This window comes from Streptomyces sp. MGP-BFMKR1 (assembly GCF_057766585.1).
The window spans coordinates 2,391,537-2,417,041 of sequence record NZ_CM173408.1; the positions used below are offsets into that span (position 1 = coordinate 2,391,537).

The 25,505-nt window shown below is 74.0% G+C and carries 20 protein-coding genes; 14 read left to right on the plus strand and 6 right to left on the minus strand.

What is annotated here, in order from left to right; all coding sequences use genetic code 11:
* Positions 1-86 precede the first annotated feature (86 nt).
* On the plus strand, positions 87-809 hold the full coding sequence (locus AC3CHW_RS08835; protein ID WP_488470085.1) for a GbsR/MarR family transcriptional regulator: 723 nt from the start codon (positions 87-89) through the stop codon (positions 807-809).
* Positions 810-862: 53 nt separating this feature from the next.
* Here AC3CHW_RS08835 and AC3CHW_RS08840 read toward each other — a convergent pair whose 3' ends face one another.
* Complete coding sequence (locus tag AC3CHW_RS08840; RefSeq protein WP_398608849.1) at positions 863-1,588, minus strand: alpha/beta hydrolase; 726 nt, start codon at positions 1,586-1,588, stop codon at positions 863-865.
* A 182-nt stretch (positions 1,589-1,770) separates the two neighbouring features.
* On the opposite strand from AC3CHW_RS08840, the gene AC3CHW_RS08845 reads away from it, so the two are divergent.
* The 5 genes from AC3CHW_RS08845 (at position 1,771) to glgB (ending at position 10,972) form a co-directional block, all read left to right on the plus strand.
* On the plus strand, positions 1,771-2,169 hold the full coding sequence (locus AC3CHW_RS08845; protein WP_488470086.1) for a winged helix-turn-helix transcriptional regulator: 399 nt from the start codon (positions 1,771-1,773) through the stop codon (positions 2,167-2,169).
* Positions 2,170-2,357: 188 nt separating this feature from the next.
* Positions 2,358-4,451, plus strand: coding sequence for an alpha-1,4-glucan--maltose-1-phosphate maltosyltransferase (locus AC3CHW_RS08850; RefSeq protein WP_488470087.1), 2,094 nt, complete (start codon positions 2,358-2,360; stop codon positions 4,449-4,451).
* Positions 4,448-6,196, plus strand: a complete 1,749-nt coding sequence (gene treS / locus AC3CHW_RS08855) for a maltose alpha-D-glucosyltransferase (protein ID WP_176164221.1) — start codon at positions 4,448-4,450, stop codon at positions 6,194-6,196. Before AC3CHW_RS08850 ends, treS begins: the two co-directional genes overlap by 4 nt.
* Positions 6,197-6,594: 398 nt before the next feature.
* A complete protein-coding gene (locus tag AC3CHW_RS08860; protein WP_488470088.1) occupies positions 6,595-8,493 on the plus strand; it encodes a maltokinase N-terminal cap-like domain-containing protein in 1,899 nt (632 codons plus the stop codon).
* Positions 8,494-8,734: 241 nt separating this feature from the next.
* On the plus strand, positions 8,735-10,972 hold the full coding sequence (gene glgB / locus AC3CHW_RS08865) for a 1,4-alpha-glucan branching enzyme (RefSeq protein ID WP_488471007.1): 2,238 nt from the start codon (positions 8,735-8,737) through the stop codon (positions 10,970-10,972).
* Positions 10,973-11,239: 267 nt separating this feature from the next.
* Here glgB and AC3CHW_RS08870 read toward each other — a convergent pair whose 3' ends face one another.
* A complete protein-coding gene (locus tag AC3CHW_RS08870; RefSeq protein WP_488471008.1) occupies positions 11,240-12,607 on the minus strand; it encodes a cation:dicarboxylate symporter family transporter in 1,368 nt (455 codons plus the stop codon).
* A 394-nt stretch (positions 12,608-13,001) separates the two neighbouring features.
* On the opposite strand from AC3CHW_RS08870, the gene AC3CHW_RS08875 reads away from it, so the two are divergent.
* The 6 genes from AC3CHW_RS08875 to AC3CHW_RS08900 all read left to right on the plus strand — a co-directional run bounded on the left by AC3CHW_RS08875 (position 13,002) and on the right by AC3CHW_RS08900 (position 20,647).
* Positions 13,002-14,909: a sensor histidine kinase gene (locus AC3CHW_RS08875; RefSeq protein ID WP_488470089.1), complete on the plus strand. Its 1,908-nt coding sequence runs from the start codon at positions 13,002-13,004 to the stop codon at positions 14,907-14,909.
* 5 nt (positions 14,910-14,914) lie between these two features.
* Positions 14,915-15,631 (plus strand): response regulator, encoded by a 717-nt coding sequence (locus tag AC3CHW_RS08880; RefSeq protein WP_398608947.1) that lies wholly within the window; start codon positions 14,915-14,917, stop codon positions 15,629-15,631.
* A gap of 268 nt (positions 15,632-15,899) precedes the next feature.
* Positions 15,900-17,213: a family 8 glycosyl hydrolase gene (locus tag AC3CHW_RS08885; protein ID WP_488471009.1), complete on the plus strand. Its 1,314-nt coding sequence runs from the start codon at positions 15,900-15,902 to the stop codon at positions 17,211-17,213.
* A gap of 226 nt (positions 17,214-17,439) precedes the next feature.
* Entirely contained in the window at positions 17,440-18,801 is a 1,362-nt protein-coding gene (locus AC3CHW_RS08890; protein ID WP_488470090.1) for an extracellular solute-binding protein, read from the plus strand.
* Positions 18,798-19,718 carry a carbohydrate ABC transporter permease gene (locus AC3CHW_RS08895; RefSeq protein ID WP_488470091.1) on the plus strand — a complete coding sequence of 307 codons (921 nt, stop codon included), beginning with the start codon at positions 18,798-18,800 and terminating at the stop codon, positions 19,716-19,718. Before AC3CHW_RS08890 ends, AC3CHW_RS08895 begins: the two co-directional genes overlap by 4 nt.
* Positions 19,715-20,647, plus strand: a complete 933-nt coding sequence (locus AC3CHW_RS08900) for a carbohydrate ABC transporter permease (protein ID WP_488470092.1) — start codon at positions 19,715-19,717, stop codon at positions 20,645-20,647. Before AC3CHW_RS08895 ends, AC3CHW_RS08900 begins: the two co-directional genes overlap by 4 nt.
* A 93-nt stretch (positions 20,648-20,740) precedes the next feature.
* Here the strand turns inward: AC3CHW_RS08900 and AC3CHW_RS08905 are convergent, their stop codons facing one another.
* Positions 20,741-21,100, minus strand: coding sequence for a DUF6204 family protein (locus AC3CHW_RS08905; protein ID WP_488470093.1), 360 nt, complete (start codon positions 21,098-21,100; stop codon positions 20,741-20,743).
* A gap of 160 nt (positions 21,101-21,260) precedes the next feature.
* On the opposite strand from AC3CHW_RS08905, the gene AC3CHW_RS08910 reads away from it, so the two are divergent.
* Together AC3CHW_RS08910 and AC3CHW_RS08915 are read left to right on the plus strand one after the other, a co-directional pair.
* Positions 21,261-22,076, plus strand: a complete 816-nt coding sequence (locus AC3CHW_RS08910; protein WP_488470094.1) for an NmrA family NAD(P)-binding protein — start codon at positions 21,261-21,263, stop codon at positions 22,074-22,076.
* Between the two features lie 230 nt (positions 22,077-22,306).
* Positions 22,307-22,948, plus strand: coding sequence for a GNAT family N-acetyltransferase (locus AC3CHW_RS08915; protein WP_488470095.1), 642 nt, complete (start codon positions 22,307-22,309; stop codon positions 22,946-22,948).
* Between the two features lie 26 nt (positions 22,949-22,974).
* Here the strand turns inward: AC3CHW_RS08915 and AC3CHW_RS08920 are convergent, their stop codons facing one another.
* From AC3CHW_RS08920 to AC3CHW_RS08930, 3 genes are all read right to left on the minus strand, one after another.
* Positions 22,975-23,316 carry a hypothetical protein gene (locus AC3CHW_RS08920; RefSeq protein WP_488470096.1) on the minus strand — a complete coding sequence of 114 codons (342 nt, stop codon included), beginning with the start codon at positions 23,314-23,316 and terminating at the stop codon, positions 22,975-22,977.
* Between the two features lie 258 nt (positions 23,317-23,574).
* A complete protein-coding gene (locus tag AC3CHW_RS08925; RefSeq protein WP_488470097.1) occupies positions 23,575-24,873 on the minus strand; it encodes an MFS transporter in 1,299 nt (432 codons plus the stop codon).
* Positions 24,870-25,358 (minus strand): MarR family winged helix-turn-helix transcriptional regulator, encoded by a 489-nt coding sequence (locus tag AC3CHW_RS08930; RefSeq protein ID WP_488470098.1) that lies wholly within the window; start codon positions 25,356-25,358, stop codon positions 24,870-24,872. The genes AC3CHW_RS08925 and AC3CHW_RS08930 overlap by 4 nt, the downstream gene beginning before the upstream one ends.
* Between the last annotated feature and the right edge of the window lie 147 nt (positions 25,359-25,505).

Genomic DNA, 25,505 nt, shown 5'->3' on the forward strand with positions numbered 1-25,505 from the left:
CGTGAAATCGTTGCACGCACCCTGTCTCTTAATGCAACGACCTCGTTGCATTACGCTCGTGTCTCCGCCGACCGACGAGGACACCGATGCCCGGAGAGAGACTCACCCGCCAGGACCGGCGGGAGATCGCCGCAGGACTGCGTGACGGACTCACGTACGCCGCCGTCGCCCGTCGGCTCGGGCGGTCGACCTCGACCGTCACGCGTGAGGTGATGCGCAACGGCGGGCCCACCGGCTACCACGCCGACCAGGCGCACCAGGCCAGCCAGCGCAGGACGCGCCGGGCCCCGGCCACCGTGACGAGCCCGGCCCCGGGCGGCGCCGAGCTCGGTGGCCGCGACCCCCGGGTCGTGGCGGAGGTGACCGCGCGCACCACGGAACTGTTCGTACGGACCGGGATGCGGCCGATGGCGGCCAGGGTCCTGGCCGCGCTCCTCACCACCGACAGCGGCAGCCTCTCCTCGGCCGAACTCGTGCGCCGCCTGCGGGTCAGCCCCGCCGCCGTCTCCAAGGCCGTCGGCGTCCTGGAGACGATGGGGGTCATCCAGCGGCAACGCGATCCCCACCGCCGCGCCGAGCGCTACGCCATCGGTGACGACGTGTGGTTCCGGGCCGTGATGGCCAGCACGCGCATCGACGCCGAGATCGCCGCCGCGTCCGCGCGCCACGCCCAGGCACTCGACCCCGCCACCCCGGCCGGCGCCCGCCTAGACAACCTGAGCCAGTTCCTCCACCACGTCAGCGAGGATCTCGTGCGCTCGGCCGAGCACTGGCGCCAGGTCTTCCTCGTCCGCCGGGCCGAGGAGTAGCCACCGCCCACGCCGGGGCGGGGGTTCGCGGACGGGCCGCCCGGCGGCGCGGGTCAGGCGAGCTTGAGGAGCAGCGCGCTGAGTTCGTCCGGCATGGTGATCATGCAGTCGTGGCCGGTCGGCAGCGTCCAGACCCGGGCCGGGGTGCCGTTGGGTTGGACCGGCGGGACGGGGCGGCGGGTGATGCCCTCCGGCGTGGCGCCGACGTTGTGGATGTGCGTGCGCGGCACCGCGCGGGCAGCCGGGTTGTCCAGGCGCACCGGCTGTCGCAGGCAGCGCACCGGCTGGTCGGAGAGCATGGCGCGCAGCCAGGCCACGTCCGCCGGGTCCGTGACGCCGAACAGGCCGAGGGGGGCGGGCTGTTCGGGCGGTGGCGGCACCCGCCAGCCGCTCTCGGACCGCTCGGCGGCCTCGATCAGGTGCCGGGTCACGGGCAGGACGTCGACGGCGGACTCGCCGTCCTCGGGGACCATCGCGTCGAGGTAGACCAGGTGCGCGACGCGCTCGGGTATCCGGTTGACGACGGCGGAGACCACCAGCCCCGCGTAGCTGTGGCCGACGAGTACGACGTCGGCCAGGCCCTGCTCGTCGATCAGATCGACCACGTCGTCGACGTGCGTGTCGAGCCCCACCTCGGGGCCGGCCAGGTGCGCCCTGTCGCCGTAGCCGGTCAGGGACGGCGCGAGCACCCGGTGCCCGGCGGCCTCAAGGAGCGGCACCACCCGCTCCCAGCACCGTCCGCTGTGCCAGGCACCGTGCACCAACAGGAATGTGGACATGGCAGGTCAACCCTTCGTCGTACGGGGAGCGGGGCACGGCCACGTCCAGGCCGCCGGCTCGCGGTCCTGGTGGTTACCTTTCGTGCCTCGGTACTGTTCGAGTACCGGGAAACATGCTGGTGCACGGGGTGCGCCACGGGCAATAAGGCACATCGAGGTGCCTCGGTTCTCTGGAGGTAACCGTGGACACGACGCCAGACGACCAGCCGCCGGCGACCGGGCCCGACGACGCGTGCCGCACCCGGGTGGTGCTCGACATCGTCGGGGACAAGTGGTCGCTGCTGGTCGTACGCCAGCTCAGGGACGGGCCGCGCCGCTTCACCGAACTCAAGCGGGCCATCGACGGGATCAGCCAGCGCGTGCTCACCGTGAAGCTGCGCAGCCTGGAGCGCGACGGGATCCTGACCCGCACCGTCCACAACGTGATGCCGCCACACGTCAGTTACGAGCTCACCGAGATGGGCGGCACCCTGCGCGAGGCCACGGCGCCGCTGCTGGAGTGGAGCGTCGCGCACCTGTCCCGGATCGACGAGGCCCGCGCCGCGTACGACGCCCGCGCGGACACCCCGAAGGCGCCGTAGCCACCTCGACCACGGCGACGGACAGTCACCACCACGGCGCCGGCGGCAGCCTGGCGGCGGGGCCCGTCGCGTCCGGCCAGCCGAGTGAACGCGGCGCACGGCGGCCCCGCGCGTGCCCCGGGAACGGCGTGCCCACCCGGTAGAAAGAACCAATGCCCCGCACGCCAGCGACGCCGTTAGGTGATCCCATGATCGGCCGTATCCCCGTGTTGGACATCCGCCCGCTCGTTGACTGCGGCAGGCGCCCGGCGAAGGCGGTGGTGGGCGAGACGTTCCAGGTCAGCGCCACTGTCTTCCGCGAGGGGCACGACGCGGTCGGGGCCAACGTGGTGCTGCGCGACCCGGCCGGGCGCTGCGGTCCGTGGACGCCGATGCGCGAGCTGGAGCCCGGCACGGACCGCTGGGGCGCGGACGTCACCCCCGACCGCGAGGGCCGCTGGACCTTCACCATCGAGGCGTGGAGCGACCCGATCGGCACCTGGCGCTCGCACGCCAGGGTCAAGGTGCCGGCCGGCATCGACGCCGAGTTGGTGCTCACCGAGGGTGCGCACCTGCACGAGCGCGCCGCCGCCGACGTGCCCAAGAACGCCGGCCGGGAGGCCGTGCTCAGCGCGGTCGACGCGCTGCTCGACGAGGGCCGCCCGGTGGCGGACCGGCTGGCCGCCGCGCTCGCGCCCGAGGTGGTCGCCGCGCTGGACGGGCACCCGCTGCGCGAGCTGGTGACCACCTCGCGCGCGGCGCCGCTCCAGGTGGAGCGGGAGCGCGCGCTGTTCGGTTCCTGGTACGAGATGTTCCCGCGCTCCGAGGGCGCCGTGCTGGCGGACGGGGCGCCGCCCGTCAGCGGCACCCTGCGCACCGCCGCCGAGCGGCTGCCGGCCATCGCCGCGATGGGCTTCGACGTGGTGTACCTGCCACCGATCCACCCCATCGGCACCTCGTTCCGCAAGGGTCCCGACAACGCGCTGACCGCCGGCCCGCACGACGTGGGCTCGCCGTGGGCGATCGGCTCCGCGGACGGCGGGCACGACGCGATCCATCCGGACCTGGGCACCCTGGAGGACTTCGACCACTTCGTCGCCAAGGCGCGCGAGCTGCGCCTTGAGGTGGCCCTCGACTTCGCGCTCCAGTGCTCGCCCGACCACCCGTGGGTGACCAGCCACCCGCAGTGGTTCCACCACCGCGCGGACGGGTCGATCGCGTACGCGGAGAACCCGCCGAAGAAGTACCAGGACATCTACCCCATCGCCTTCGACGCGGACTTCCCCGGCATCGTCCGCGAGACGCTGCGGGTGCTGCGCTGCTGGATGGCGCGCGGGGTGCGGATCTTCCGGGTGGACAACCCGCACACCAAGCCGGTGGTCTTCTGGGAGAAGGTGATCTCCGACATCAACCGCACCGACCCCGGGGTCGTCTTCCTCGCCGAGGCGTTCACCCGGCCGGCGATGATGCGCACCCTGGCGGCGGTCGGCTTCCAGCAGTCGTACACGTACTTCACCTGGCGCACCACCAAGCGGGAGCTGACCGACTACCTCACCGAGCTGACCGGGGACGCCGCCGCCTGCATGCGGCCCAACTTCTTCGTCAACACCCCCGACATCCTGCCCGCCTACCTCCAGGAGGGCGGCCGGTCCGCGTTCGAGATCCGCGCCGTCCTCGCGGCGACGCTCTCGCCGTCCTGGGGCATGTACGCCGGGTACGAGCTGTGCGAGGGCACGGCGCTACGCCCGGGCAGCGAGGAGTACCTGCACTCGGAGAAGTACGAACTGCGCCCGCGTGACTGGGCCGGCGCCGAGCGGGCCGGGGCCACCATCACCCCGCTGATCACCACGCTCAACCGGCTGCGCCGGCACCATCCGGCCCTGCGGCAGCTCCGTAACCTGCGCTTCCACCGCACCGACAACGACGCCGTGATCGCCTACTCCAAGCGAGTGCCCGAACGCAGGTCCGAGCCGCCGGCGCCGCGTCGGCCCGGGGTGCGGCCGGGCGACGAGGGGCGACGGCGGGCGGACGCGGCGGGCGCGCGCGGCGCGGGCGGGGACTGCGTGCTGACGGTGGTCAACCTCGACCCCCACCACACCCACGAGGCCACGGTGTCGTTGGACATGCCAGAACTCGGCCTCGACTGGCATGAGTCCCTGTCGGTGCGCGACGAGCTCACCGGCACCACCTACCACTGGGGCAGCGACAACTACGTGCGCCTAGAGCCGGGCAGCGGCATCGCGCCCGCGCACGTGTTCTCGCTGCGACCGTCCTCACCGATCGGAGGGTCACCCACACCATGATCGTCAACGAGCCCGTCCAGGACACCTTCGAGGACACGCCCGCCGGGGACCGCCACCCGGACTGGTTCAAACGGGCCGTGTTCTACGAGGTACTGGTCCGCTCCTTCCAGGACAGCAACGGGGACGGCATCGGCGACCTCAAGGGCCTCACCGCCAAGCTCGACTACCTGCAGTGGCTGGGTGTCGACTGCCTGTGGCTGCCGCCGTTCTTCGCCTCGCCGCTGCGCGACGGCGGCTACGACGTGTCCGACTACACCGCCGTGCTCCCCGACTTCGGGGACCTGGCCGACTTCGTCGAGTTCGTGGACGCCGCCCACCAGCGCGGCATGCGCGTGATCATCGACTTCGTGATGAACCACACCAGCGACCAGCACGAGTGGTTCCAACAGTCTCGCAAGGACCCGAACGGGCCCTACGGCGACTTCTACGTCTGGGCCGACGACGACAAGCGGTACCCGGACGCGCGCATCATCTTCGTGGACACCGAGGCGTCCAACTGGACCTTCGACCCGGTGCGCAAGCAGTACTACTGGCACCGCTTCTTCTCGCACCAGCCCGACCTCAACTTCGAGAACCCCGCCGTGCAGGAGGAGGTGATCGCGGCCCTGCGGTTCTGGCTCGACCTGGGCATCGACGGCTTCCGCCTGGACGCGGTGCCGTACCTGTACGCCGAGGAGGGCACCAACTGCGAGAACCTGCCGCGCACGCACGAGCTGCTCAAGCGGGTGCGGGCGGAGATCGACGCGCACTACCCGGACACGGTGCTGCTGGCCGAGGCCAACCAGTGGCCGGAGGACGTCGTGGACTACTTCGGCGACTTCCAGCGCGGCGGCGACGAGTGTCACATGGCGTTCCACTTCCCGGTGATGCCGCGCATCTTCATGGCGGTGCGCCGCGAGTCCCGCTACCCGGTCTCGGAGATCCTCGCCAAGACGCCGGCCATCCCCTCCGGCTGTCAGTGGGGCATCTTCCTGCGCAACCACGACGAACTGACGCTGGAGATGGTCACGGACGAGGAACGTGACTACATGTACGCGGAGTACGCCAAGGACCCGCGGATGCGGGCCAACATCGGCATCCGGCGCCGACTCGCCCCGCTGCTCGACAACGATCGCAACCAGATCGAGCTGTTCACCGCCCTGCTGCTGGCCCTGCCGGGGTCGCCGATCCTCTACTACGGCGACGAGATCGGCATGGGCGACAACATCTGGCTGGGCGACCGGGACGCCGTGCGCACGCCGATGCAGTGGACCCCGGACCGCAACGCGGGCTTCTCCTCGTGCGACCCGGGGCGGCTGTTCCTGCCCACGATCATGGACCCGGTCTACGGCTACCAGGTGACCAACGTCGAGGCGGCCATGAGCAGCCCGTCCTCGCTGCTGCACTGGACCCGGCGGATGATCGAGATCCGCAAGCAGAACCCGGCCTTCGGGCTCGGGTCCTTCACCGAACTCCCGTCGAGCAACCCGGCCGTCCTGGCGTTCCTGCGCGAGTACGGCGACGACCTGGTGCTGTGCGTGAACAACTTCTCGCGGTTCCCGCAGCCGACGGAGCTGGACCTCCAGGCGTTCAACGGCCGCCATCCGGTCGAGCTGATCGGCGGCGTGCGCTTCCCCGCCATCGGTGAGCTGCCCTACCTGCTCACGCTGGCCGGCCACGGCTTCTACTGGTTCCGGCTGCGGCCCGCCGACGGCGCCGACCGCGCGGACGCCCACGGCTCCCTCGACCAGGTGGCGGTGGGCTGAGCGACACCGTCGGTCCGGCGCCCCGCCCGTGACGCCGGACCGACGTCGCGCGTACTCCCCCCACGTACGGGCCCCTCTCCCCCTACGCGCGGGCCCCTCCTCGCCGCGCCCGGCGGGCTCGCTCCCCCGGGCCCGCGCCCGGCGCCCACCCCCCCTCCGGCGTCCGGCCCCCGCGCCCCCACGGACGGGCTCTCCCCCGCGTACGACACCGCGCGCGCCCGCAGCCCGGCGCCAGCGCCCCGCGCGTTCCCGCACCGCCACCCCGCACCGCCATCCCGCACCGTCGCGCCCGGGCGGCTCCCCGAGGTACGTCCACAGCGCGTCGCCGCCCAGAAATTGGAGCAATCCGGGACACTTCGTCCTATCTGTCGTGTGCCCCGGGGAAAGGACGCGACGTCATGTCGGACTCCTCCATGTCCCGGGGGTCACCCCCCACCCCCTCGCCGGCGACGGCGAGCGCCGCGCCGCCTCGCCCCACGGGGCGGGCCGCCGGCCCGCGCGGGGACGGCCCGCGTACCGGCGGCGCTGGCCAGGTCGCGGCGACGCCGGCCGCCGCCGGCGGCGGCGCCGATGACGGGCTGCTCGCCTCGCTCGCGCCGCTGCTGACCGAGTGGCTGCCACGGCAGCGCTGGTTCGCCGGCAAGGGCCGCCCGATCAGCGGCTTCACCCTGGTCTCGGCGACGGAGTTGCTCCCGTGCACGGCGCGCGACGGGGCTGCGGGCCTGCTGCACCTGCTGGTACGGGCCCACCAGGACCCGGACGAGGAGGCCGAGGTTGACGCCGGCGACGGGGCGGACGGCGCCCCGGGCGGCGACGCGAACGCGGACGCTGACGCGGACCCAGGCGACGGGGCGGCGGGGCGCGCCGACCGGGCCACGGCCGGGGCGGAACGCGCGGAACGCGCGGCGTTGGCGAAACCATCCTCCGCGTCCCGGGCGCGCCGGCGAGGCGCCCCCGAGCCGGCCGACTGCTACCAACTGCTGCTCGGCGTCCTGCCGCCGAACCCGCACGGCGCCGGGCCTCCGCCGGCGAACCGGGCCGCGCGGGCCGAGCCCGGGCCCGCCGCCGCGCACGCCGCTACGACAGCCGCCGCCGACGGGGCGGACGAACCGGCCGTGGCGCGGGAGGCGGCGGCGCCGCCACGGCTGGCGCACGCCCTCATCGGCCGGCCGGCCACCGGGCCGCTGACCGGGGCCCTGCTCTACGAGGCGCTCGCCGACCCGCGCCAGGCCGCCCTGCTCCTCGAACGCCTGCGGCTGCCCGGCACGCTCGGGCCGCTGCGCTTCCGCCGCGCCCCGGGCGCCACCATCGAGGCCGGCCTGACGCCCCGCCCGCTGACCGCCGAGCAGTCCAACTCCTCGGTGGTGTACGGCGACGCGTACATCCTCAAGGTCTTCCGCAGGATCGCGCCGGGCATCAACCCCGACCTGGAGGTGGCGCTCGCCCTCACCCGGACCGGCTGCCGCCGGGTGCCGCCGCCCACCGCGTGGTTCGAGGCGGCCGGGGCGGGCGCCCCGGCGACGCTCGGGCTGCTCCAGCCCTACCTCGCGGACTGCGCCGACGGCTGGCAGTACGCCCTGGACCAGTTGGCGCACGGCGCCGACTTCACCGCCGCCGCGCACGCGCTGGGGCAGGCCACCGCCGAGGTGCACCTCGCGCTGGCGCGCTCGCTGCCGACCGCCGAGATCGGCCCCCCGCAGATCGAGCACCTCACGGCCGCCATGTCGCGCCGGCTGGACGCGGCGGCGGGCGCGGTCCCCGCGCTCCGGCCCTTCCGCCGGGCGCTGCGCGGCGCCTACGCCGACCTGGCCGCGCTCGGCGACAGCGGGCGCGCCTGGCCGGCCCAGCGCATCCACGGCGACCTGCACCTCGGGCAGGCGCTGCGCAGCACACGGGACGGCCGGTGGAGCCTGATCGACTTCGAGGGCGAGCCCGCGAGCCCGCTGGCCGAGCGGCGCCGCCTGCAACCCGTGGTCCGCGACATCGCCGGCATGCTCCGGTCGTTCGACTACGCGGCGGCGGTAGGCGCCGGCGGCGCGCACGGCGGCCCGGAGAGCGCCGCCGGGCCGCGCGAGCCACGGGAGTGGGCGCGCCGGTCCCGGGCCGCGTACTGCGCCGGGTACGCCGCCGCCTGCGGCCACGACCCGCGCGCGGAACCGGAGTTGCTGCGCGCGTACGAGACCGACAAGGCCGTCTACGAAGTGCTCTACGAGGCCAGGCACCGGCCGGACTGGCTTCCCGTCCCCCTGTCCGCGATCCGGCGCCTCGCCGGGCCAGCCGCGCGGGACACGGCATGAGCCGGGTCCCGGACGTCCCCTCAGCTTTGGAGGCCCCCACGTGACCGCACGCCCGTCCCCCGAGCCCCCGTCCGCGCGCCCCGACGGCCCCCGCGACCGGCCCCCGGCCCGGGTGCTGGGGCAGCCACCGCCCCCCACGCAGCCGCTGCCCCACCCGAAGACGCCGCCCGCCGCTCCGCACGGGCGACCGGGGCCGGGCCCGGGCCCGGCCACGGCGCGGGACGAGGCGGCGCGCGGCGTGGTGCTGGCCGCCGCGCCGCTCGCGGGGGACGAGCGGCGGCGGCTGTTGGACGGCACGCACCACGACCCGCACGCGCTGCTCGGGGCGCACCCGGAGCCGGCCGGGGTGCGGTTCCGGGTGCTGCGGCCCTTCGCCCGCTCGGTCGCGGTGGTCGCCCCGGGGCTGCGGGCGCCGCTGCGCTCCGAGGGGGACGGCCTGTTCTCGGGCGTGCTGCCGCTGCGCGAGATCCCGGAGTACCGGCTGCTCGTCTCGTACGACACGGACGGCGACGCGGGGACTGGCGAGGACGGTGGGGGTGGCGGGGGTGGCGGGCGTGAGGTGCACGACCCGTACCGCTTCCTGCCCGCGCTCGGCGAGTTGGACCTGCACCTGATCGGCGAGGGGCGGCACGAGCGACTGTGGCAGGCGCTGGGCGCGTGGCCGATGGTCCACCAGGGGGTGACCGGGACCCGGTTCACGGTGTGGGCGCCGAACGCGCTCGGCGTGCGGGTGGTCGGGGACTTCTGCTGCTGGGACGGGACCGCGTTCCCGATGCGGTCGCTGGGGGCCAGCGGGGTGTGGGAGCTGTTCCTGCCGGGCGTCGGCGAGGGGGCGCTGTACAAGTTCGACATCGCCCGGCCCGACGGCTCGCACACGGTGCGCGCCGATCCGATGGCGCGGCGCACCGAGTGCCCGCCCGCCACGGCGTCGATCGTGCACGCCTCGCACCACCGCTGGCACGACCAGGCGTGGCTGGCGGGCCGGGCCGGGCGGGAGGTGACCGAGTCGCCGTTCTCGGTCTACGAGGTGCACCTCCCCTCGTGGCGCCCCGGGCTCGGCTACCGGGAGCTGGCCGAACAACTGCCCGCGTACGTCAGGGACCTCGGGTTCACGCACGTGGAGTTCATGCCGGTCGCCGAGCACCCCTTCGGCGGCTCGTGGGGCTACCAGGTGACCGGCTTCTACGCGCCCACGGCCAGGCTCGGCACCCCGGACGACTTCAAGCACCTGGTGGACGCGCTGCACCGGGCCGGCATCGGGGTGCTGGTGGACTGGGTGCCGGCGCACTTCCCGCGCGACGACTGGGCGCTCGCGGAGTTCGACGGCCGGCCGCTGTACGAGCACGGCGACCCGGCGCGGGCGGCGCACCCCGACTGGGGGACGCTGGTCTTCGACTACGGGCGGCGCGAGGTGCGCAACTTCCTGGTGGCCAACGCGGTGTACTGGTGCGAGGAGTTCCACGTCGACGGGTTGCGGGTGGACGCCGTGGCCTCGATGCTCTACCTCGACTACTCGCGGGACTCGGGCGCCTGGTCGCCGAACGCGTACGGCGGCCGGGAGGACCTGGACGCGGTGGCGTTCCTCCAGGAGATGAACGCCACGGTCTACCGCCGTTGCCCGGGCGTGGTGACCATCGCCGAGGAGTCCACCGCCTGGGACGGCGTGACGCGGGCGACCCACCACGTGGGCCCCGGCGGCTTCGGCGGGCTCGGGTTCGGGCTGAAGTGGAACATGGGCTGGATGCACGACTCGCTGGGGTACGTGGCGCACGACCCGGTGCACCGCAGGTACCACCACCACGAGATGACGTTCTCGATGGTGTACGCGTACTCGGAGAACTACGTGCTGCCCATCTCGCACGACGAGGTGGTGCACGGCAAGCGCGCGCTGGTCTCCAAGATGCCGGGCGACTGGTGGCAGCAGCGCGCCAACCACCGCGCCTACCTGGGCTTCATGTGGGCCCACCCGGGCAAGCAACTCCTTTTCATGGGGCAGGAGTTCGCGCAGGGAGCGGAGTGGTCGCAGGAGCACGGGCCCGACTGGTGGCTGCTCGACCCGTCGTACGAGGCCGAGCCCGACCACCGCGGCGTACGGGACCTGGTGCGCGACCTCAACACGGTCTACGCGGCCACGCCCGCGCTGTGGCAGCGGGACAGCGCGCCGGAGGGGTTCGCCTGGATCGACGGGGACGCGGCGCAGGACAACGTGTTCGCCTTCTCCCGGCACGCGGCGGACGGCACGCCGCTGGTGTGCGTCAGCAACATGTCGCCGGTGGTGCGGCACGAGTACCGGATCGGCGTATCGGACGAGGTGCCGGCCTGGGTCGAGGTGCTGAACACGGACGCGGAGCGGTACGGCGGCAGCGGCGTCGGCAACCCGGACCCGCTCAAGGCCGAGCCGTACGGCTGGCACGGCCGGCCGGCGTCCGTCGTGCCGGTGCTGCCCCCGCTGTCGACGATCTGGCTGCGGCCGGCGTAGCGCCACGCGGCCACCGGGGGTACGGGGCGCGCCGCCGGTGGCGCGCCCCGTACCCCCGGCAGAGCGCCGCCCCGTACCGGCAAAAGCGCCGCCCCGTCCCGGAGGAGCGGGACGGGGCGGCGGGTGGGGCGAGATGGGGTGAGGTCTCGCCCCGCGAAATGGCCTCCTGGTGTACGCCTGCCCCGCCAGCGGGCGTCCCAGTCCGACCGGTGACCGTGGGGATCTCCGGTCGGGCGGCCAGGCTCCTGGCGACCGGCCCGGCGGGCCTCAGACCTTGGCCGCCTCCTTGCCGTCCGCGTCGGCGGCGGCCGACCCGGCGGCGGCCTGCTTGGCCAGGGCGACCCGCTCGGCGGGCCCGTCGGCTGGCTCGTCGTCGGGCCCGTGGCCGTGGCCGTCGTTGAGCAGCGTGCGCTCGTCGAACGGGAGCCGCCCGTGCAGCACCTCGCGCATCCGGTCCCGGTCGATCTCCTTGGTCCAGGTGCCGACGAGCACGGTGGCCACCGCGTTCCCGGCGAAGTTCGTCAGCGCCCGCGCCTCGCTCATGAAGCGGTCGATGCCGACGATCAACCCGACGCCGTCCACCAGCTCCGGCCGGTGCGACTGGAGGCCACCGGCGAGCGTCGCGAGGCCGGCCCCGGTGACGCCCGCGGCCCCCTTGGACGCCACGATCATGAACAGCAGCAGCGAGATCTGCTGTCCGACGGAGAGCGGGTCGCCCATCGCCTCGGCGATGAACAGCGAGGCCATCGTCAGGTAGATGGCGGTGCCGTCGAGGTTGAAGGAGTAGCCGGTGGGGACGGTGATGCCGACCACCGGCTTGCTGACGCCGGCGTGCTCCATCTTCGCGATCAGCCGCGGCAGCGCCGACTCGGACGAGGAGGTGGACAGGATCAGCAGGAACTCCCGCGCCAGGTACTTCAGCAGCAGGAACAGGTTCACGCCCGCCACCAGGCGCAGGATCGTACCGAGCACGACGACCACGAAGATCAGGCAGGTGACGTAGAAGCCGACCATGATGACCGCCAGCGAGCGCAGCGCGTCGGTGCCGGTCTCGCCGATCACCGCCGCGATGGCGCCGAAGGCGCCCACCGGGGCCGCCCACATGATCATCGCGAGCACCCGGAAGACGAGCCGCTGCACGTGGCCGATGCCGCGCAGGACGGGCTCGCCCGCCTTGCCCATGGCCTGCAGGGCGAAGCCGACCAGCAGGGCGATCAGCAGGGTCTGGAGCACCTCGCCCTCGGTGAAGGCGGACAGCATGCTCGTCGGGATGATGCCGAGCAGGAACTCCTCGGTCGACTCGCTGGCGCCCTCGGCCTCGCCCTGGCCCGCCTTGGCCGCCTCGCTGGTCAGGTGCAGCCCGCTGCCGGGCTCCAGGATGTTGCCGACCAGCAGGCCGATGGCGAGGGCCACGGTGGACATCAGCAGGAAGTAGCCGAGCGCGAGGCCGCCGACCGCGCCGACCTTGGCGGCCTTGCGGACCGATCCCACGCCGAGCACGATCGTGCAGAAGATGATCGGCGAGATCATCATCTTGATCAGGTTCACGAAGCCGGTGCCGATCGGCTTGAGTTCCACGGCGAAGTCGGGCGCCGCGAAGCCCAGCGTGATGCCGAGGAGCACGGCCACGATCACGAAAAGGTAGAGATAGTGGGTCTTGTCCCGCTTCGCCGGCCCCGGTGTCCTCGGTCCCGACGCCTTCGTTCCCGGCGTCGTCCCGGGGCCTTCCCCGGTCGCCTGTCCCGCCCGTCGTGATGTCGAGCCGGAGTCGGGGGGCGTGTCTCCCGGCTCCGACGGCGAGGTCTGCGCAGCCACGGCTGCCTCCTTCGGTCGTGCATTGCTGCTCGGCAGGGCTGAGAGATGCGTGGGTACGGCCCAGCCACCGCTGCTGAGGGCATCCGGCCCGGCCGCGCCATGGGGTACGCGCGGCTCGCGTGCGGGATGTCCCGGCGACTATGCACCAGGCTGTGACGGCGGTCACCCTTACGTACATTACGTTCACGCCAGGGACAGCGTGCACACTGAGCCGATGCGCATCCCCCGTCCTCGCAGCCTCGCTGGCCAGCTCTTCGCCATGCAGGTCGTGCTGGTCGCCGCCGTGGTCGCCGGGTGCGCCGTCTTCACCTACGTCACGGCCAAGGGCGAGGCACAGGAGGCCGCGCGGCGCCAGGCGTTGACCGCGGCCACCACCATCGCCAACTCCCCCGCCGTCGTCGAGGCCGCCCGCTCGCCCGACCCGACGGCGGTGCTCCAGCCGTACGCGGAGCGGGTGCGGCTGGACTCCGGCGTCGCGTTCGTCACGATCATGAACCCGCGCGGCGTCCGCTGGACGCACCCCGAACCCGGCCGGATCGGCGAGAAGTTCCTCGGCCACACCGGGCCCGCGCTGCGCGGCGAGGTGTTCTCCGAGACGTACACCGGCACCCTGGGCCCCTCCGTGCGCGTCGTGGCCCCGGTGCGCGCGGGCGGCGGCACGGACGGTCCGGGGCCGGTGGTCGCGCTGGTCAGCGCCGGGATCACGATCAAGGAGATCACCGAGCAGGAGCGGCGCCAGGTGCTCGCCCTCACCGGCGTGGCGCTGGCCGCGCTGGTGCTCGGCGGGCTCGGTACCTACGTCATCAACGCGCGGCTGCGCCGGCACACGCACGGCATGAACGCGAACGAGCTGAGCCAGATGCACGACTACCACCAGGCCACGCTGCAAGCGGTGCGGGAGGGCCTGGTGATGCTCGACGGGCAGCGCCGGATCGCGCTCATCAACGACGGCGGGCGCGAACTCCTCGGCCTGCCCCGCCCCGACGCCGCCGCCACGACCGGCCGCTCCGAGGCCGCCCCCGCCCTCGACACGCGCGGCGGCCGGCGCGGCGCGCCGCCCGTCGGCCGGCACGTGGGCGAACTCGGCCTGCCCCCGCCGCTGACCGCCGCGCTGCTCGACCCCAGGCCCCGGGTGGACGAGCTGCATCTGACCGCCGACCGGGTCCTGATCGTCAACACCGCGCCGGTGAGCAGCAACGGCCGGCGCGGCTCCGTGGTGACCCTGCGCGACCACACCGAACTCCAGGCCCTCTCCGGCGAACTGGACTCGGTACGCGGCTTCGCCGAGGCGCTGCGCTCGCAGGCCCACGAGGCGGCCAACCGGCTGCACGCCGTGGTCTCCCTCATCGAACTCGGCCGGGCCGACGAGGCCGTCGAGTTCGCCACCGCGGAGCTGCGACTCGCCCAGGCGCTCACCGACCAGGTGGTGGGCGCGGTGGCCGAGCCGGTGCTCGCCGCGCTGCTGCTCGGCAAGGCGGCCCAGGCCAGCGAGCACGCGGTGGACTTCGAGCTGACGCCCGACAGCCACATCGACGACGGGCTGCTGCCGGCCAGCCTGCCGGCCCGGGACCTGGTGACCATCCTGGGCAACCTGGTGGACAACGCCATCGACGCGGCGGGCGGCCAGACCGCCCCGTCCGCGCGGGGCGGCTCGGGCCCCGGCCGCCGCTCCGGGGCGCCCGTGGACGGGCGACGGGGGCGGGTCACGGTGACGGTGCGGGCGTGGGACGACGAGCTGACGCTGCGGGTCGGGGACAACGGCCCCGGCGTGGGCCCGGGCGCGGCCGAGGAGATCTTCCAGCGGGGTTGGAGCACCAAGGCCGTGCCCGGCCACGGGCTCGGCCTGGCCATCGTGCGCCAGACGGTGCACCGCAACGGCGGCACCATCACGCTGGGTCGCTCCCCGCGGGGTGGCGCCGAGTTCACGGTCCGGCTGCCCCTGCGCCGCACGGACGAGGCCCCCGGCGACGCCGAGCCCCGGCCCGCCGACCCCGCGCCCGGCACGGACGGGCCCACCACCGACGGGCGCACCGCCGACGGGCCCACTGCCGACGGTCCCGGCGCGGCCCGGGCCGCGGCCGGTGACACGGCCGGTGACGAGCCCCGTGGCGGGGCCTCGTGAGCGCCATGGAGAACGGCCCCGCGCCGGCCGACGGGCCGATCCGCGTGCTCGTCGTGGAGGACGACGCCCTGGCGGCGGACGCGCACGCCCTCTACGTCGGCCGGGTGCCCGGCTTCACCGTCGTGGGCACCGTGCACTCCGCCGCGCAGGCGCGCCGCGCGCTGGAGCGCACCGCCGTGGACCTGCTGCTGCTCGACCTCTACCTGCCCGACGGGCACGGGCTGCGGCTGCTGCGCACGCTGCGGGCGACCGGGCACGGCGTGGACGTCATCGCGGTGACCTCGGCGCGCGACCTGGCCGTCGTGCGGGAGGGCGTCTCGCTCGGGGTGGTCCAGTACGTGCTGAAGCCGTTCACGTTCGCCACCCTGCGGGAGCGGCTGACCCGGTACGCGGCGTTCCGGGCGACGGTGACCGTGGGCGAGGCCAGCGGCCAGGCCGAGGTGGACCGGGCGCTCGCGGCGCTGCGCGCGCCGCAGGCGCCGGCCGAGCTGCCCAAGGGCCTCACGCTGGCGACCCTCCAGTCGGTCACCGAGGTGCTGCGCGCGGCCAGCGCCGGCATCTCGGCCAACGCCACGGCGGAGGCACTCGGCATCTCGCGGATCACCGCCCGGCGCTATCTGGAGCACCTGGTGGACACCGGTCGCGCGGCGCGCACCCCGCAGTACGGGGCCGTCGGCCGCCCCGAACTCTCCTACCGCTGGGTCTCCCCCGCCGCCCCGTGACGGCGTCGGCACCCCGCCACCCGGCGACGGCGGCATTCCGCCAGGGCCGGCGGCGGAGCCGGGCCCGGGGCGACGGGGCAAGGCCGCCGCGCCCGGCGCCTGACGTTCCGTTTCCCCCACCTGCGGCCGGTGAGCACACGAGAGCGCACGTGGCCGGGCCGGGAGGTAAACAGGAAGCTTTCCTAACCATCGTCTTGTGGCGCCCCGCGCCCGCTCGCTAGCGTTCGCCTCCCCAACTCCCGTCCCAGGATGGAGGCATGACGTGGCAATGGTGAGGAACCGTAGATCGCTCGCCCTGCTGACCGTCGCCGCCCTCGCCGGTGGCGGCGGATTCTGGCTCGCCGGCGTGCCCGGCAGTCAGGCCGCGGACGCCGCCCCCGCCCCGGCCGCCGCCCCCTCGGCGGCCTCTGTCGCCGACGGCCCGCGCGCTCGGGCCGCCGCCGCCATCCCGTTCGGCAGTCACTCCTTCTCGTACGCGGACGGCGCCCTCAAGCCCTCCGGCAGCCAGAAGGACAACGATGCCAAGGTGCTGGCCTTCTACCAGAAGTGGAAGGCCAACTTCATCAAGCAGAACTGCGGCAACGGCTGGTACCAGGTGTACTCGCCCGACGCCGACCACGACTACGTCGGCGAGGCGCAGGGCTACGGCATGGTCATCACCGCGACCATGGCCGGGGCCGACGCCGACGCGCGGAAGATCTTCGACGGCATCCTGAAGTACGTCCTCGACCACCCCTCGTCGATCAACAAGGACCTGCACGCCGCCGAGCAGAACGCGAGCTGTAAGAGCGTCAACGGCTCGGACTCGGCGACCGACGGCGACCTGGACATCGCCTACGGGCTGCTGCTCGCCGACCGGCAGTGGGGCAGCTCCGGCACGTACGACTACAAGGCGCTGGCCGTCAAGCGGATCAACGCCATCAAGAAGAGCGAGGTGCACAGCGGCACCAGGCTGACCAAACTCGGCGACTGGTCGTCCGGCGACTACGACCAGGTCTCCCGCACCTCGGACTGGATGCCGGGCCACTTCAAGGCGTTCAGGAAGGCGACCGGCGACGGCACCTGGGACGCGGTGCGGAACAAGACGCAGCAGGTCACCGCCGACCTCCAGGCCAAGCACGCGGCCAAGACCGGGCTGCTGCCGGACTTCGTGGAGAACACCACCTCCACGCCACGGCCCCCGGCCGAGCAGGTACTCGAGGACCCGCACGACGGGGACTACCACTGGAACGCCTGCCGCGACCCGTGGCGCCTTGGCACCGACGCCGCGCAGACCGGCGACGCGGCCTCCAAGAAGGCGGCGCTCAAGCTCAGTTCCTGGTCCAGGTCGAAGGCCGGCGGCAACGCGTCCAAGCTGGTCAACGGCTACCGGCTGAACGGCACGGCGTACGGCGACGGCAACGACGCCGCGTTCTTCGCGCCGTTCGCGGTCGCGGCGATGAACGACGCCGACGGCCAGGCGTGGCTCGACGCGCTGTGGAAGAAGATGGTCGCCACCGCGCCCGGCTCCGACGACTACTTCTCCGCCAGCATCCAGCTCCAGTCGATGCTGGTCGTCACGCACAACTTCTGGACCCCCTGACGTCCCGTCCGCGCTCCCACGGCCCGGCACCCCCCGCGGTGCCGGGCCGCTCGCGTGCCCGGGCGGCGCGCCGCACTGCGCCGTACCGGTGGTCCAGGGCATGAGGGGAGGTCGGAGTCATTGACCGACGCTCGGAGTTGATCGTACGGTCACCGGGCAGTCACAGCCGCGTCCCGTCGGCGCCTCCTGCGCGCCGCGGTGCGCTGTGCCCAAGGAGGCCGTGCCCGTGCGCCCCACCGCCCCGCTCATCCTCGCTGCCACCCTCGCCGTCGCGGCCACCTCGCTCACCGGCTGTGGCGCGTTCGGCACCGACCCCAACACCCTCAAGATCGTCTACCTGCGCAACACGGACAACAAGGTCCGGCACATGGACGCCTACCTGTCGCGGGTCAAGGACGAGTTCGAGCGCGCCCACCCGGGCAAGAAGGTCAAGCTCATCCCCATCCAGGCGGCGCAGCCCGACTACTGGGTGAAGGTCCAGCAGATGATGCGCTCGGCGAAGACCACGCCCGACGTGGTGTACGAGGACACGTTCATCATCAACTCCGACGTCGCCAGCGGCTACTTACGCCCCCTCGACCGCTACCTGGAACGCTGGCGCGACTGGGACCAGTTCCTCCCGCGGGCCAGGACCGCCGCCCGGGCCGAGGACGGCAGGACGTACGGGGTGCCGATGGGCACCGACACCCGGGCCCTGTGGTTCAACAAGAAGCTGTTCGCCAAGGCCGGGCTGCCCACCGACTGGCAGCCCCGGAGCTGGGACGAGCTGCTGAGCACGGCCCGCACGCTGAAGAAGAGGCTCCCCGGCGTCACCCCGCTCAACGTCTACACCGGCAAGGGCCCGGGCGAGGCGTCGGTGATGCAGGGCTTCGAGATGCTGCTCTACGGCACCGGCGCCGACCCCCTCTACGACCCGGCGGCCAGGAAGTGGGTCGCCGGCGGCCAGGGGTTCGAGGACGCGCTGACCTTCCTCGACACGGTCTACGGCGAGGGGCTTGGCCCGCACCCCTCGGACGCGGTGGACCCCAACGTCCCCACCCGGGTGGCCACCGAACTCCTCCCGGAGCGGAAGGTCGCCATCGCCCTGGACGGCTCCTGGATGGGCCAGTTCTGGATCAGGACCGGTGGCCGCCCCTGGCCCGCGTGGTCGAAGGAGCTGGGCCGGGCCCCGATGCCCACCCAGTACGGCCAGCCACCCGGCAAGGTCAGCATGTCCGGCGGCTGGACCTGGGCGATCCCCGCCAAGTCCCAGAAGCCCGACCTGGCGTGGAAGCTCGTCGAGACGCTCCAGAGCCAGCCGAACGCGGTCGAGTGGTCGCTGCGGGACGCGCAGATCGCCGTACGCGCCGACGTCGCGTCCGACCGCCGCTACCGCACCTCGATGCCCGGGATCGAGTTCTTCACCGGCCTGGTCCGGCACACCCACTACCGGCCCGCGCTCCCGGTCTACCCGCGGGTCTCCTCGGCCATCGGCGAGGCGATGGAGGCCGTCACCACCAGCGACACCTCGCCCGCCGCGGCGGCCAGGGACTACGACGAGGAGCTGGACTCGATCACCGACGGCAAGGTGGTGAACCGCGACCGATGACCACCACCCTCGCCCCGCGGCCCCCCGCCCCCAAGCCGGGCCAGCCACCCACCCGCGGCCGGCGGCGCCGCCCACTGCGCTGGCTGCCGCTCACCCCGGCCACCGCCCTGCTGCTGCTCTTCCTCGGCGGGCCCATCGTCTACTGCGTCGCCATCGCCTTCACCGACATGCAGTTGACCGGCTCGTCCTCGACGAGCTTCGTGGGCCTGGACAACTTCCAACACGCCTTCGAGGACGACGACTTCCGCAACGCCGTCGTCCTCACCCTCGTCTTCACCGTGCTGTCCTCGCTGGTCGGCCAGAACACGCTCGGCCTCGGCCTCGCCCTGCTGATGCGGCGCGCGTCCGGGCCGGTGCGCACGCTGGTCGGCTCGCTGACCATCGCGGCCTGGGTGGTCCCGGAGATCGTCGCCGGCTTCCTGCTGTACGCGTTCTTCCGCGACGAGGGCACCCTGAACGCCGTGCTCGACTGGGCCCACCTGCCCTCCCAGGACTGGCTGTACAGCGCGCCCATCATCGCCGTGTCGCTGGCCAACGTGTGGCGCGGCACGGCGTTCTCGATGCTCATCTACTCCGCCGCCCTCGCCGAGATCCCCCGCGAGATCACCGAGGCCGCCGAGGTGGACGGGGCCGGCGGCTGGCGACGCCTGTGGCACATCACGCTGCCGATGATCCGCCGCTCCATCGGCACCAACCTCATGCTCAACACGCTGCAGACGCTCTCGGTCTTCGGCCTGATCTGGGCCATGACGCGCGGCGGCCCCGGCAACCGCAGCCAGACGCTGCCGGTGTTCATGTACGACCAGGCGTTCCTGAAGGCCCTCATCGGCTACGGCACGGCCGTCGCCCTTCTGCTGCTGCTCATCGGGGCCCTGTTCGCCGCCGTCTACCTGCGCCTGCTCCGTACGGAGGTATGAGCACCGTGACGACGCCCAGCCCGCCCGCCCCGTCCGCGCCCGCCGCCGGTCAGGTGGCCGCGCCCCGCGCCCCGTCACCCCGCGCGGCCCGCCGCACCCCGACCGAACGGCGCCGGACGCGCCGGCGCGCCGGCGTCGACCTCGTGCTGCTCGCCGTCGCCGCGCTGTTCGCGCTGCCCCTGGTGTGGCTGCTGCTCGCCTCCGTCGACGCGGAGGCCGACCTGCGGGTCGGGGCGCCCTCGCCCGCGACGACGGAGAACTTCGAGGCGGTGTGGAACGAGGAGGTCACCTTCCGCCCGATGCTCAACAGCCTGCTGCTGTGCGGCGGGGCCACGCTGCTGACGGTGGTGTGCGCGGCGCTGGCCGCCTACCCGCTCTCCCGCTACCGCTCCCGGCTGGTCCGCCCGTACCTGCTGACCGTGCTGTTCACCACCTGCCTGCCGGTCACCGCGATCATGGTCCCGGTCTACGGCCTGTACGTGCAGGTCGAGCTGATCGACAGCCTCCTCGGCACGGCGCTCTTCCTGGCCGCCACCCAACTCCCGTTCGCCATCTGGCTGATGAAGAACTTCATGGACGGCGTGCCCATCGCCCTGGAGGAGGCCGCCTGGACGGACGGCGCCTCCTGGTACCAGGCGCTGGCGCGGATCATCCTGCCGCTGATGGGCCCGGGCCTGACGGTCGTGACGATCTACAGCTTCATCATGATGTGGGGGAACTTCTTCGTCCCCTTCATGCTGCTGCTCACCCCCGACCAACTCCCGGCCTCCGTCACCCTGTTCACCTTCTTCGGCAGCCGCGACTCCGTCGTCTACGGCCAGTTGGCCGCGTTCTCGCTGCTGTACTCGACGCCGGTGATCCTGCTGTACGTGCTGATCGCGCGCCGCCTCGGCGGCGGGTTCGCGCTCGGCGGGGCGGTCAAGGGGTAGGCCCGGACCGGGCGCGCACCGCCCCGCCGGGGCGGTGCCGGGCGGTGCCGGGCGGTGCCGGGCAGTGGTGTGCGGTGTCGCGTCGGTGTCGGGTCAGGCGCCCCGTCGGGCGGCGGCCCGGCGCTGCCGCTTGCCCAGCGGCGCCTGGGAGAGGTCCTCGGCCTGCGTCCTGAGGTTGCGGTAGCCGTAGCCGCGCTGGTCGAGCCAGGCCCGCGCGCGCTCCTCGGCGCGCTCGGTCGCCGCCAGGATGTCCTCCTCGGCCTCGCCGGTGTCCGCGAAGCGGAAGGTGAACGCGGACCGCGCGGCCAGGTCGTAGCTGAGGTGGCCCTCGGCGGTGAACGACGCCCGCAGGACGTCGTGCTCCGCGGCCCGCGCCAACAGCTCGGCCCGCTGCTCGTCGCTGAGCCCGTCGAAGACTCCACGGACCATGATGCGGAAGGTTCGAGTGGTCATCGCGCGAGCCTAACCAGTGGGCCGGCGCCGCTCCACCGGGATTCGCCTTGACTTGAACCTTAGGTGAAGTTCTACGTTCACCGAACCCGCTCTCCACGGCGGGTCGGCCCGCGCCGTGTGGCGGGGCCGGGCGGACCTCCCGAAGGGGCAGTGAGCAACCATGACGATTCTGGTGACCGGAGCGACCGGCAACGTGGGCCGCGCGGTGGTCGAGCAACTCATCGAGCGGGGACACCGGGTACGGGCGCTGAGCCGCGACCCCGGGCGGGCCGCGCTGCCGGCCGGCGTCGAGGTGGTGGGCGGCGACCTCGCCGCGCCCGGAACCCTGGACGCGGCGTTCGAGGGCCTGAGCGCGGTGCACCTCATGACGTACGACGCCGACCAGGGGGCGCTGACCACCGGGCCCGAACTCGCCAAGCTGGTGGAGCGGTCCGGGGCGCGGCGGGTCACGGTGCTGTGGAGCGGTTCCGAGGGCAGCGTGGAGCGGGCGCTTCAGGCCGGCCCCACGCCCTGGACCTTCATCCAGCCGGGCGAGTTCATGTCCAACGCGCTGACCTGGGCGGACTCCATCCGTACCGAGGGCGTGGTGCGCGAGCCGTTCGCGCGGGCGCGCAACGCCTCGGTCCACGAGGGCGACGTCGCGGCGGTGGCCGCGCACGCGCTCACCGAGGACGGCCACGCCGGCCGGCGCTACGTCCTCAGCGGCCCCGAGGCGCTGACCGTCCCACGGAAGGTCGCGGTGCTGGGCGCGGCGCTCGGGCGTGAACTGCGCTACGTCGAACTGACCGAGGAGCAGGCGCGCGAGCGGTGGCGGGAGTCGGGGGCGTCGCCGGAGGCCGTCGACATGCTGGCGGAGTGGCACCGCGACCCGCCGCCCGAGGGGTACACGGTGGTGCCGACGGTCCGGGAGGTCACCGGCCGCCCCGCGCGGAGCTTCGCCGACTGGGCGGCCGAGCGCGCTGACCGCTTCCGCTGACCGGCGCGCCGCGCCCGCGAGGCGGGTGGCGCGCGCCGGCGCCCGGCGCCCGGGCGCGAGCCACCCGCCGCTGGGCTCCCGCCGCGCCACCGGCCCGGCCCCGCGAACGCACCGGCGCGGGCCGGCACTTGCCGGCACTTGCCGAGCCGGGGTGCTCACCCGCACGCTCGGGGGCGCGAGTTCGCGCCACCGCAGCTCGCGCCATGTCGGCGACGCGTACGGGGGCACTCGTGATCACGGTTCGGGCTTTCGCGGAGACCGACCGCGCGGGGCTGGGCGAGCTCTTCGTCCGCGCGGGCGAGGGTTCGCCCACCGCCTCGCTGTGGGGGCACGCCGCGTCGGAGGCCGCCGTCTACCTGACCCCGTACCTGGACCACGAGCCCGCGTCGTGCTTCGTCGCCGAGCGGTCCGGGGTCCTGGTCGGCTACCTGGTGGGGTGCCTGGACGGGGCGGCGTTCCCGAGCGAGGACGAGCGCCTGGCGCGGGCCGTCCGCGCGCACCGGTTGCTGTTGCGGCCCGGGCCCGTGGCGTTCTTCGCCCGCAGCCTGGTGGACCTGGCGCGGGCGAAGGCCGGCCGGTCCGCCACGGCGGGCGAGCTGGTCGATCCCCGGTGGCCGGCGCACCTGCACCTCAACGTGGCGCGCGAGGCGCGCGGCACGGGCGCCGCCGACGAGCTGATGCGGCACTGGTTCGCGCGGCTCCGGGCGGCCGGCTCGCCCGGTTGCCACCTCCAGACGATGGTCGAGAACGCCCGCGCGGTGCGCTTCTTCACCCGCGTGGGTTGCGTCCCGCACGGGCCCACCCCGCCGGTGCCGGGCCTCCGCTACCAGGGCGGCCGGCTGCACCAGCGGACGATGGTCTGGAACCCGTGACGCCGCCCGCGGGCCCCCGCGCCCGGTCAGCCCCCCGGCCGGCGCGGCGCCCCGCCCGTACCGTCGACAGCGACAGCACCGTCGGCACCGTCAGCCCCGCCCGCGCCGACCGCGCCCGTAGCCGAACCGTCAGCCCCGCCCGCGCCGTCGGCCGTGGCGCGCGGGGGCCGTGCCATGCGGTACTGGATGCGGGAGGCCGGGTGGTCGGGTGACTGCTCGTCGAGCGGGACGATGCCGTACCGCGCCACGCAGTCGGGGCACGACCACACGGTGCCGCCGGGGCCGGAGTTGACCTCGATCACCGCCACCGCGATGGCCCGCTCGGTGGGGCCCCGATGGGTGTTGCACCAGCTCGATCGTGCGCTCATGATTCTCCTCGGCCGCGTTGTCCAGGAAGGAGGACGCGAAACCGGGCGCCCGGGTGCCAGCGCTACGGGCCCGGATGCGGAAGTCCGGGAACCCGTGGCACGCGGCTGCTACGCGGGCGCGTGCCGGAGCACGGACGGGTACTCGCGGTGCTGGTGGGGGAGTTCGCGCGTCACGGTGGACCGTGCCACGGGGGCGCCCGGCGGACCGATCGGCCGGCCGCCGACGACGACGTCCGCGAGGTCGAGGCTGGCGGGGCGTCAGTTCACCGCACCGGCGGACGCCGCGGCGCCGGGCTCGGGAGCGGCCTGCCGCTCGGCGGCGGGTGGCGTGCGGTAGGCGCGCAGGGGGGCGTTAGCCAGGGACACGGCGGCGACCGCCAGCGCGGCGGACACCCCGCCGATGACCAGGGAGCAGGGGGCGGAGCTGACCGACGCCACCAGGCCGGCGCGGAAGTTGCCGAGTTCGGGGCCCGCGACGCCGATGACGTGTTCCACCGACGAGACCCGCCCCCGGTACGCGTCCGGGGTCTCGCGCTGGATCAGGGCGCCACGGGTGACGACGGACACGGTGTCGGCCGCGCCCGCCACCGCCAGGCAGCCGAGCGCCAGCCACAGCGGCCCCGCCAGGCCGAAACAGGCCAGCGCCAGGCCCCAGAGGCCGGCCGCGGACAACTGCACCAGGCCGGCGCGGCGCCAGCGCGTCACCGTGCCGGAGAGCAGACCGGCGGCGATACCCCCGACCGCGACGGCCGAGAGGAACAGCCCGAGGGTCCGCGGGTCGCCCCCGAAGCGTGCCTCGTTGACCAGCGGGAAGAGCGCGACGGGCATGGCGAGCAGCGTCGCGGACAGGTCGGTGGCCAGCGCGCCCCACAGCGGCGGGCGCCGCAGCACGACCCGCCACCCACCGCGCTTCGCCCGCGGCCTGCCGCCGGCCGCGTCGGCGCCCTCGGGCCGGGTGACGGGCAGGTGGCGCGCCGCGAGCGCCGCGACCGCCATGGCCAGGGCCTGGGCGGCGTACGCGGCGGCGACGTCCCAGCGGGCGATGACCAGCCCGGCCAGCGCGGGCCCGGCCAACATCGCCACCTGGAAGGAGACGTTGGTCAGCGCGAGGCCGGCCGCGACCTGGTCGGCCGGCAGCAGCCGGACCGGGAACGCGCGCCGGGCGGGCGCGCCGAGCGCGCCGCAGCTCGCGCCCACGGCGACCAGGACGAGCAGCAGCACCACGCTCCGGTTGCCGGCCAGGGCCTGGGCGCACAACCCGGCGGCGGCCAGCAGTTGGCCCACGGTGGTGGCGCGCACCACCGCGCGGCGGTCGACGGTGTCGGCCAACACGCCGCCGAGCAGCCCGAACAGCACCAGCGGCAGGCCGGTGGCGAGTCCGATGGCGCCGGTGGCCACGGGGCTGCCGGTCAGGTCCCAGACCTGGGCCAGCACCGCCACGCTGGCCATCTGTCCGCCGAGTTGCGAGACCGAGGTGCCGATCCACAGGGCACGGAACGACCGACCGCTCCGCAGCGGTCGGGTGTCGAGCAGCCGGACGCGAACCCTCCGACTCACCGGGGTGGCTCGACGAGATGGTGGAGGACCCGCTGCCGCATCGACCGCCGCTCCAACGCCCGCCGCACCTCCTCGACCACGGCGGTCATCGCGTACGGCACCTCGCTGTCCAACTCCGCGACCGTCGCGTGGGTCGCGCGCCACTCCGCCTCCAGGAACGGCACCAGCGACCGGCCGCGCTCGGTCAGGTCGATCCGCCGGGTACGGGCGTCGGGCCCCGGCTCAGAGGTCACCAGCCCCCCCCTGCGCAGGGCGGCGACGGTCTGACTGACCGCCGAGTGCGAGCGGTCCAGGGAACGCGCCAGTTCCCGAATGGTCAGCGGCCCGGTGTGGGCGAGCCGGATCAGCGGATACGCGAACCGGGGCCGCACCCCCTCGATGCCGCGCTCGACGTAGACCTGCTCAATCTCGGCGTCCATGGCGGCCAACAGCTCGCGCAGCGCGTGCCAGGGATCGGGTACGGCGGTGGGGTCGGAAGATGTCACAGCGCTAATATAACAGCGCTGTGACAACTCAGGCCGCCCGCTCGGACAGCGACCACCGACGGCGGGAGCGTCGGCCGCGCCCGACGGCCGCGACACCGTTCCCGCGCCGGGAAGGCACCCCACCCACCGGGACTGACGGCCCTCAAC

Bases quoted from the DNA above. Each gene is read 5' to 3' on its own strand.
- AC3CHW_RS08835 (WP_488470085.1), top strand. From the start codon at position 87: ATGCCCGGAGAGAGACTCACCCGCCAGGACCGGCGGGAGATCGCCGCA.
- AC3CHW_RS08840 (WP_398608849.1), bottom strand. From the start codon at position 1,588: ATGTCCACATTCCTGTTGGTGCACGGTGCCTGGCACAGCGGACGGTGC.
- AC3CHW_RS08850 (WP_488470087.1), top strand. From the start codon at position 2,358: ATGATCGGCCGTATCCCCGTGTTGGACATCCGCCCGCTCGTTGACTGC.
- treS (WP_176164221.1), top strand. From the start codon at position 4,448: ATGATCGTCAACGAGCCCGTCCAGGACACCTTCGAGGACACGCCCGCC.
- AC3CHW_RS08860 (WP_488470088.1), top strand. From the start codon at position 6,595: ATGTCGGACTCCTCCATGTCCCGGGGGTCACCCCCCACCCCCTCGCCG.
- AC3CHW_RS08875 (WP_488470089.1), top strand. From the start codon at position 13,002: ATGCGCATCCCCCGTCCTCGCAGCCTCGCTGGCCAGCTCTTCGCCATG.
- AC3CHW_RS08880 (WP_398608947.1), top strand. From the start codon at position 14,915: ATGGAGAACGGCCCCGCGCCGGCCGACGGGCCGATCCGCGTGCTCGTC.
- AC3CHW_RS08885 (WP_488471009.1), top strand. From the start codon at position 15,900: ATGGTGAGGAACCGTAGATCGCTCGCCCTGCTGACCGTCGCCGCCCTC.
- AC3CHW_RS08895 (WP_488470091.1), top strand. From the start codon at position 18,798: ATGACCACCACCCTCGCCCCGCGGCCCCCCGCCCCCAAGCCGGGCCAG.
- AC3CHW_RS08900 (WP_488470092.1), top strand. From the start codon at position 19,715: ATGAGCACCGTGACGACGCCCAGCCCGCCCGCCCCGTCCGCGCCCGCC.
- AC3CHW_RS08905 (WP_488470093.1), bottom strand. From the start codon at position 21,100: ATGACCACTCGAACCTTCCGCATCATGGTCCGTGGAGTCTTCGACGGG.
- AC3CHW_RS08910 (WP_488470094.1), top strand. From the start codon at position 21,261: ATGACGATTCTGGTGACCGGAGCGACCGGCAACGTGGGCCGCGCGGTG.
- AC3CHW_RS08920 (WP_488470096.1), bottom strand. From the start codon at position 23,316: ATGAGCGCACGATCGAGCTGGTGCAACACCCATCGGGGCCCCACCGAG.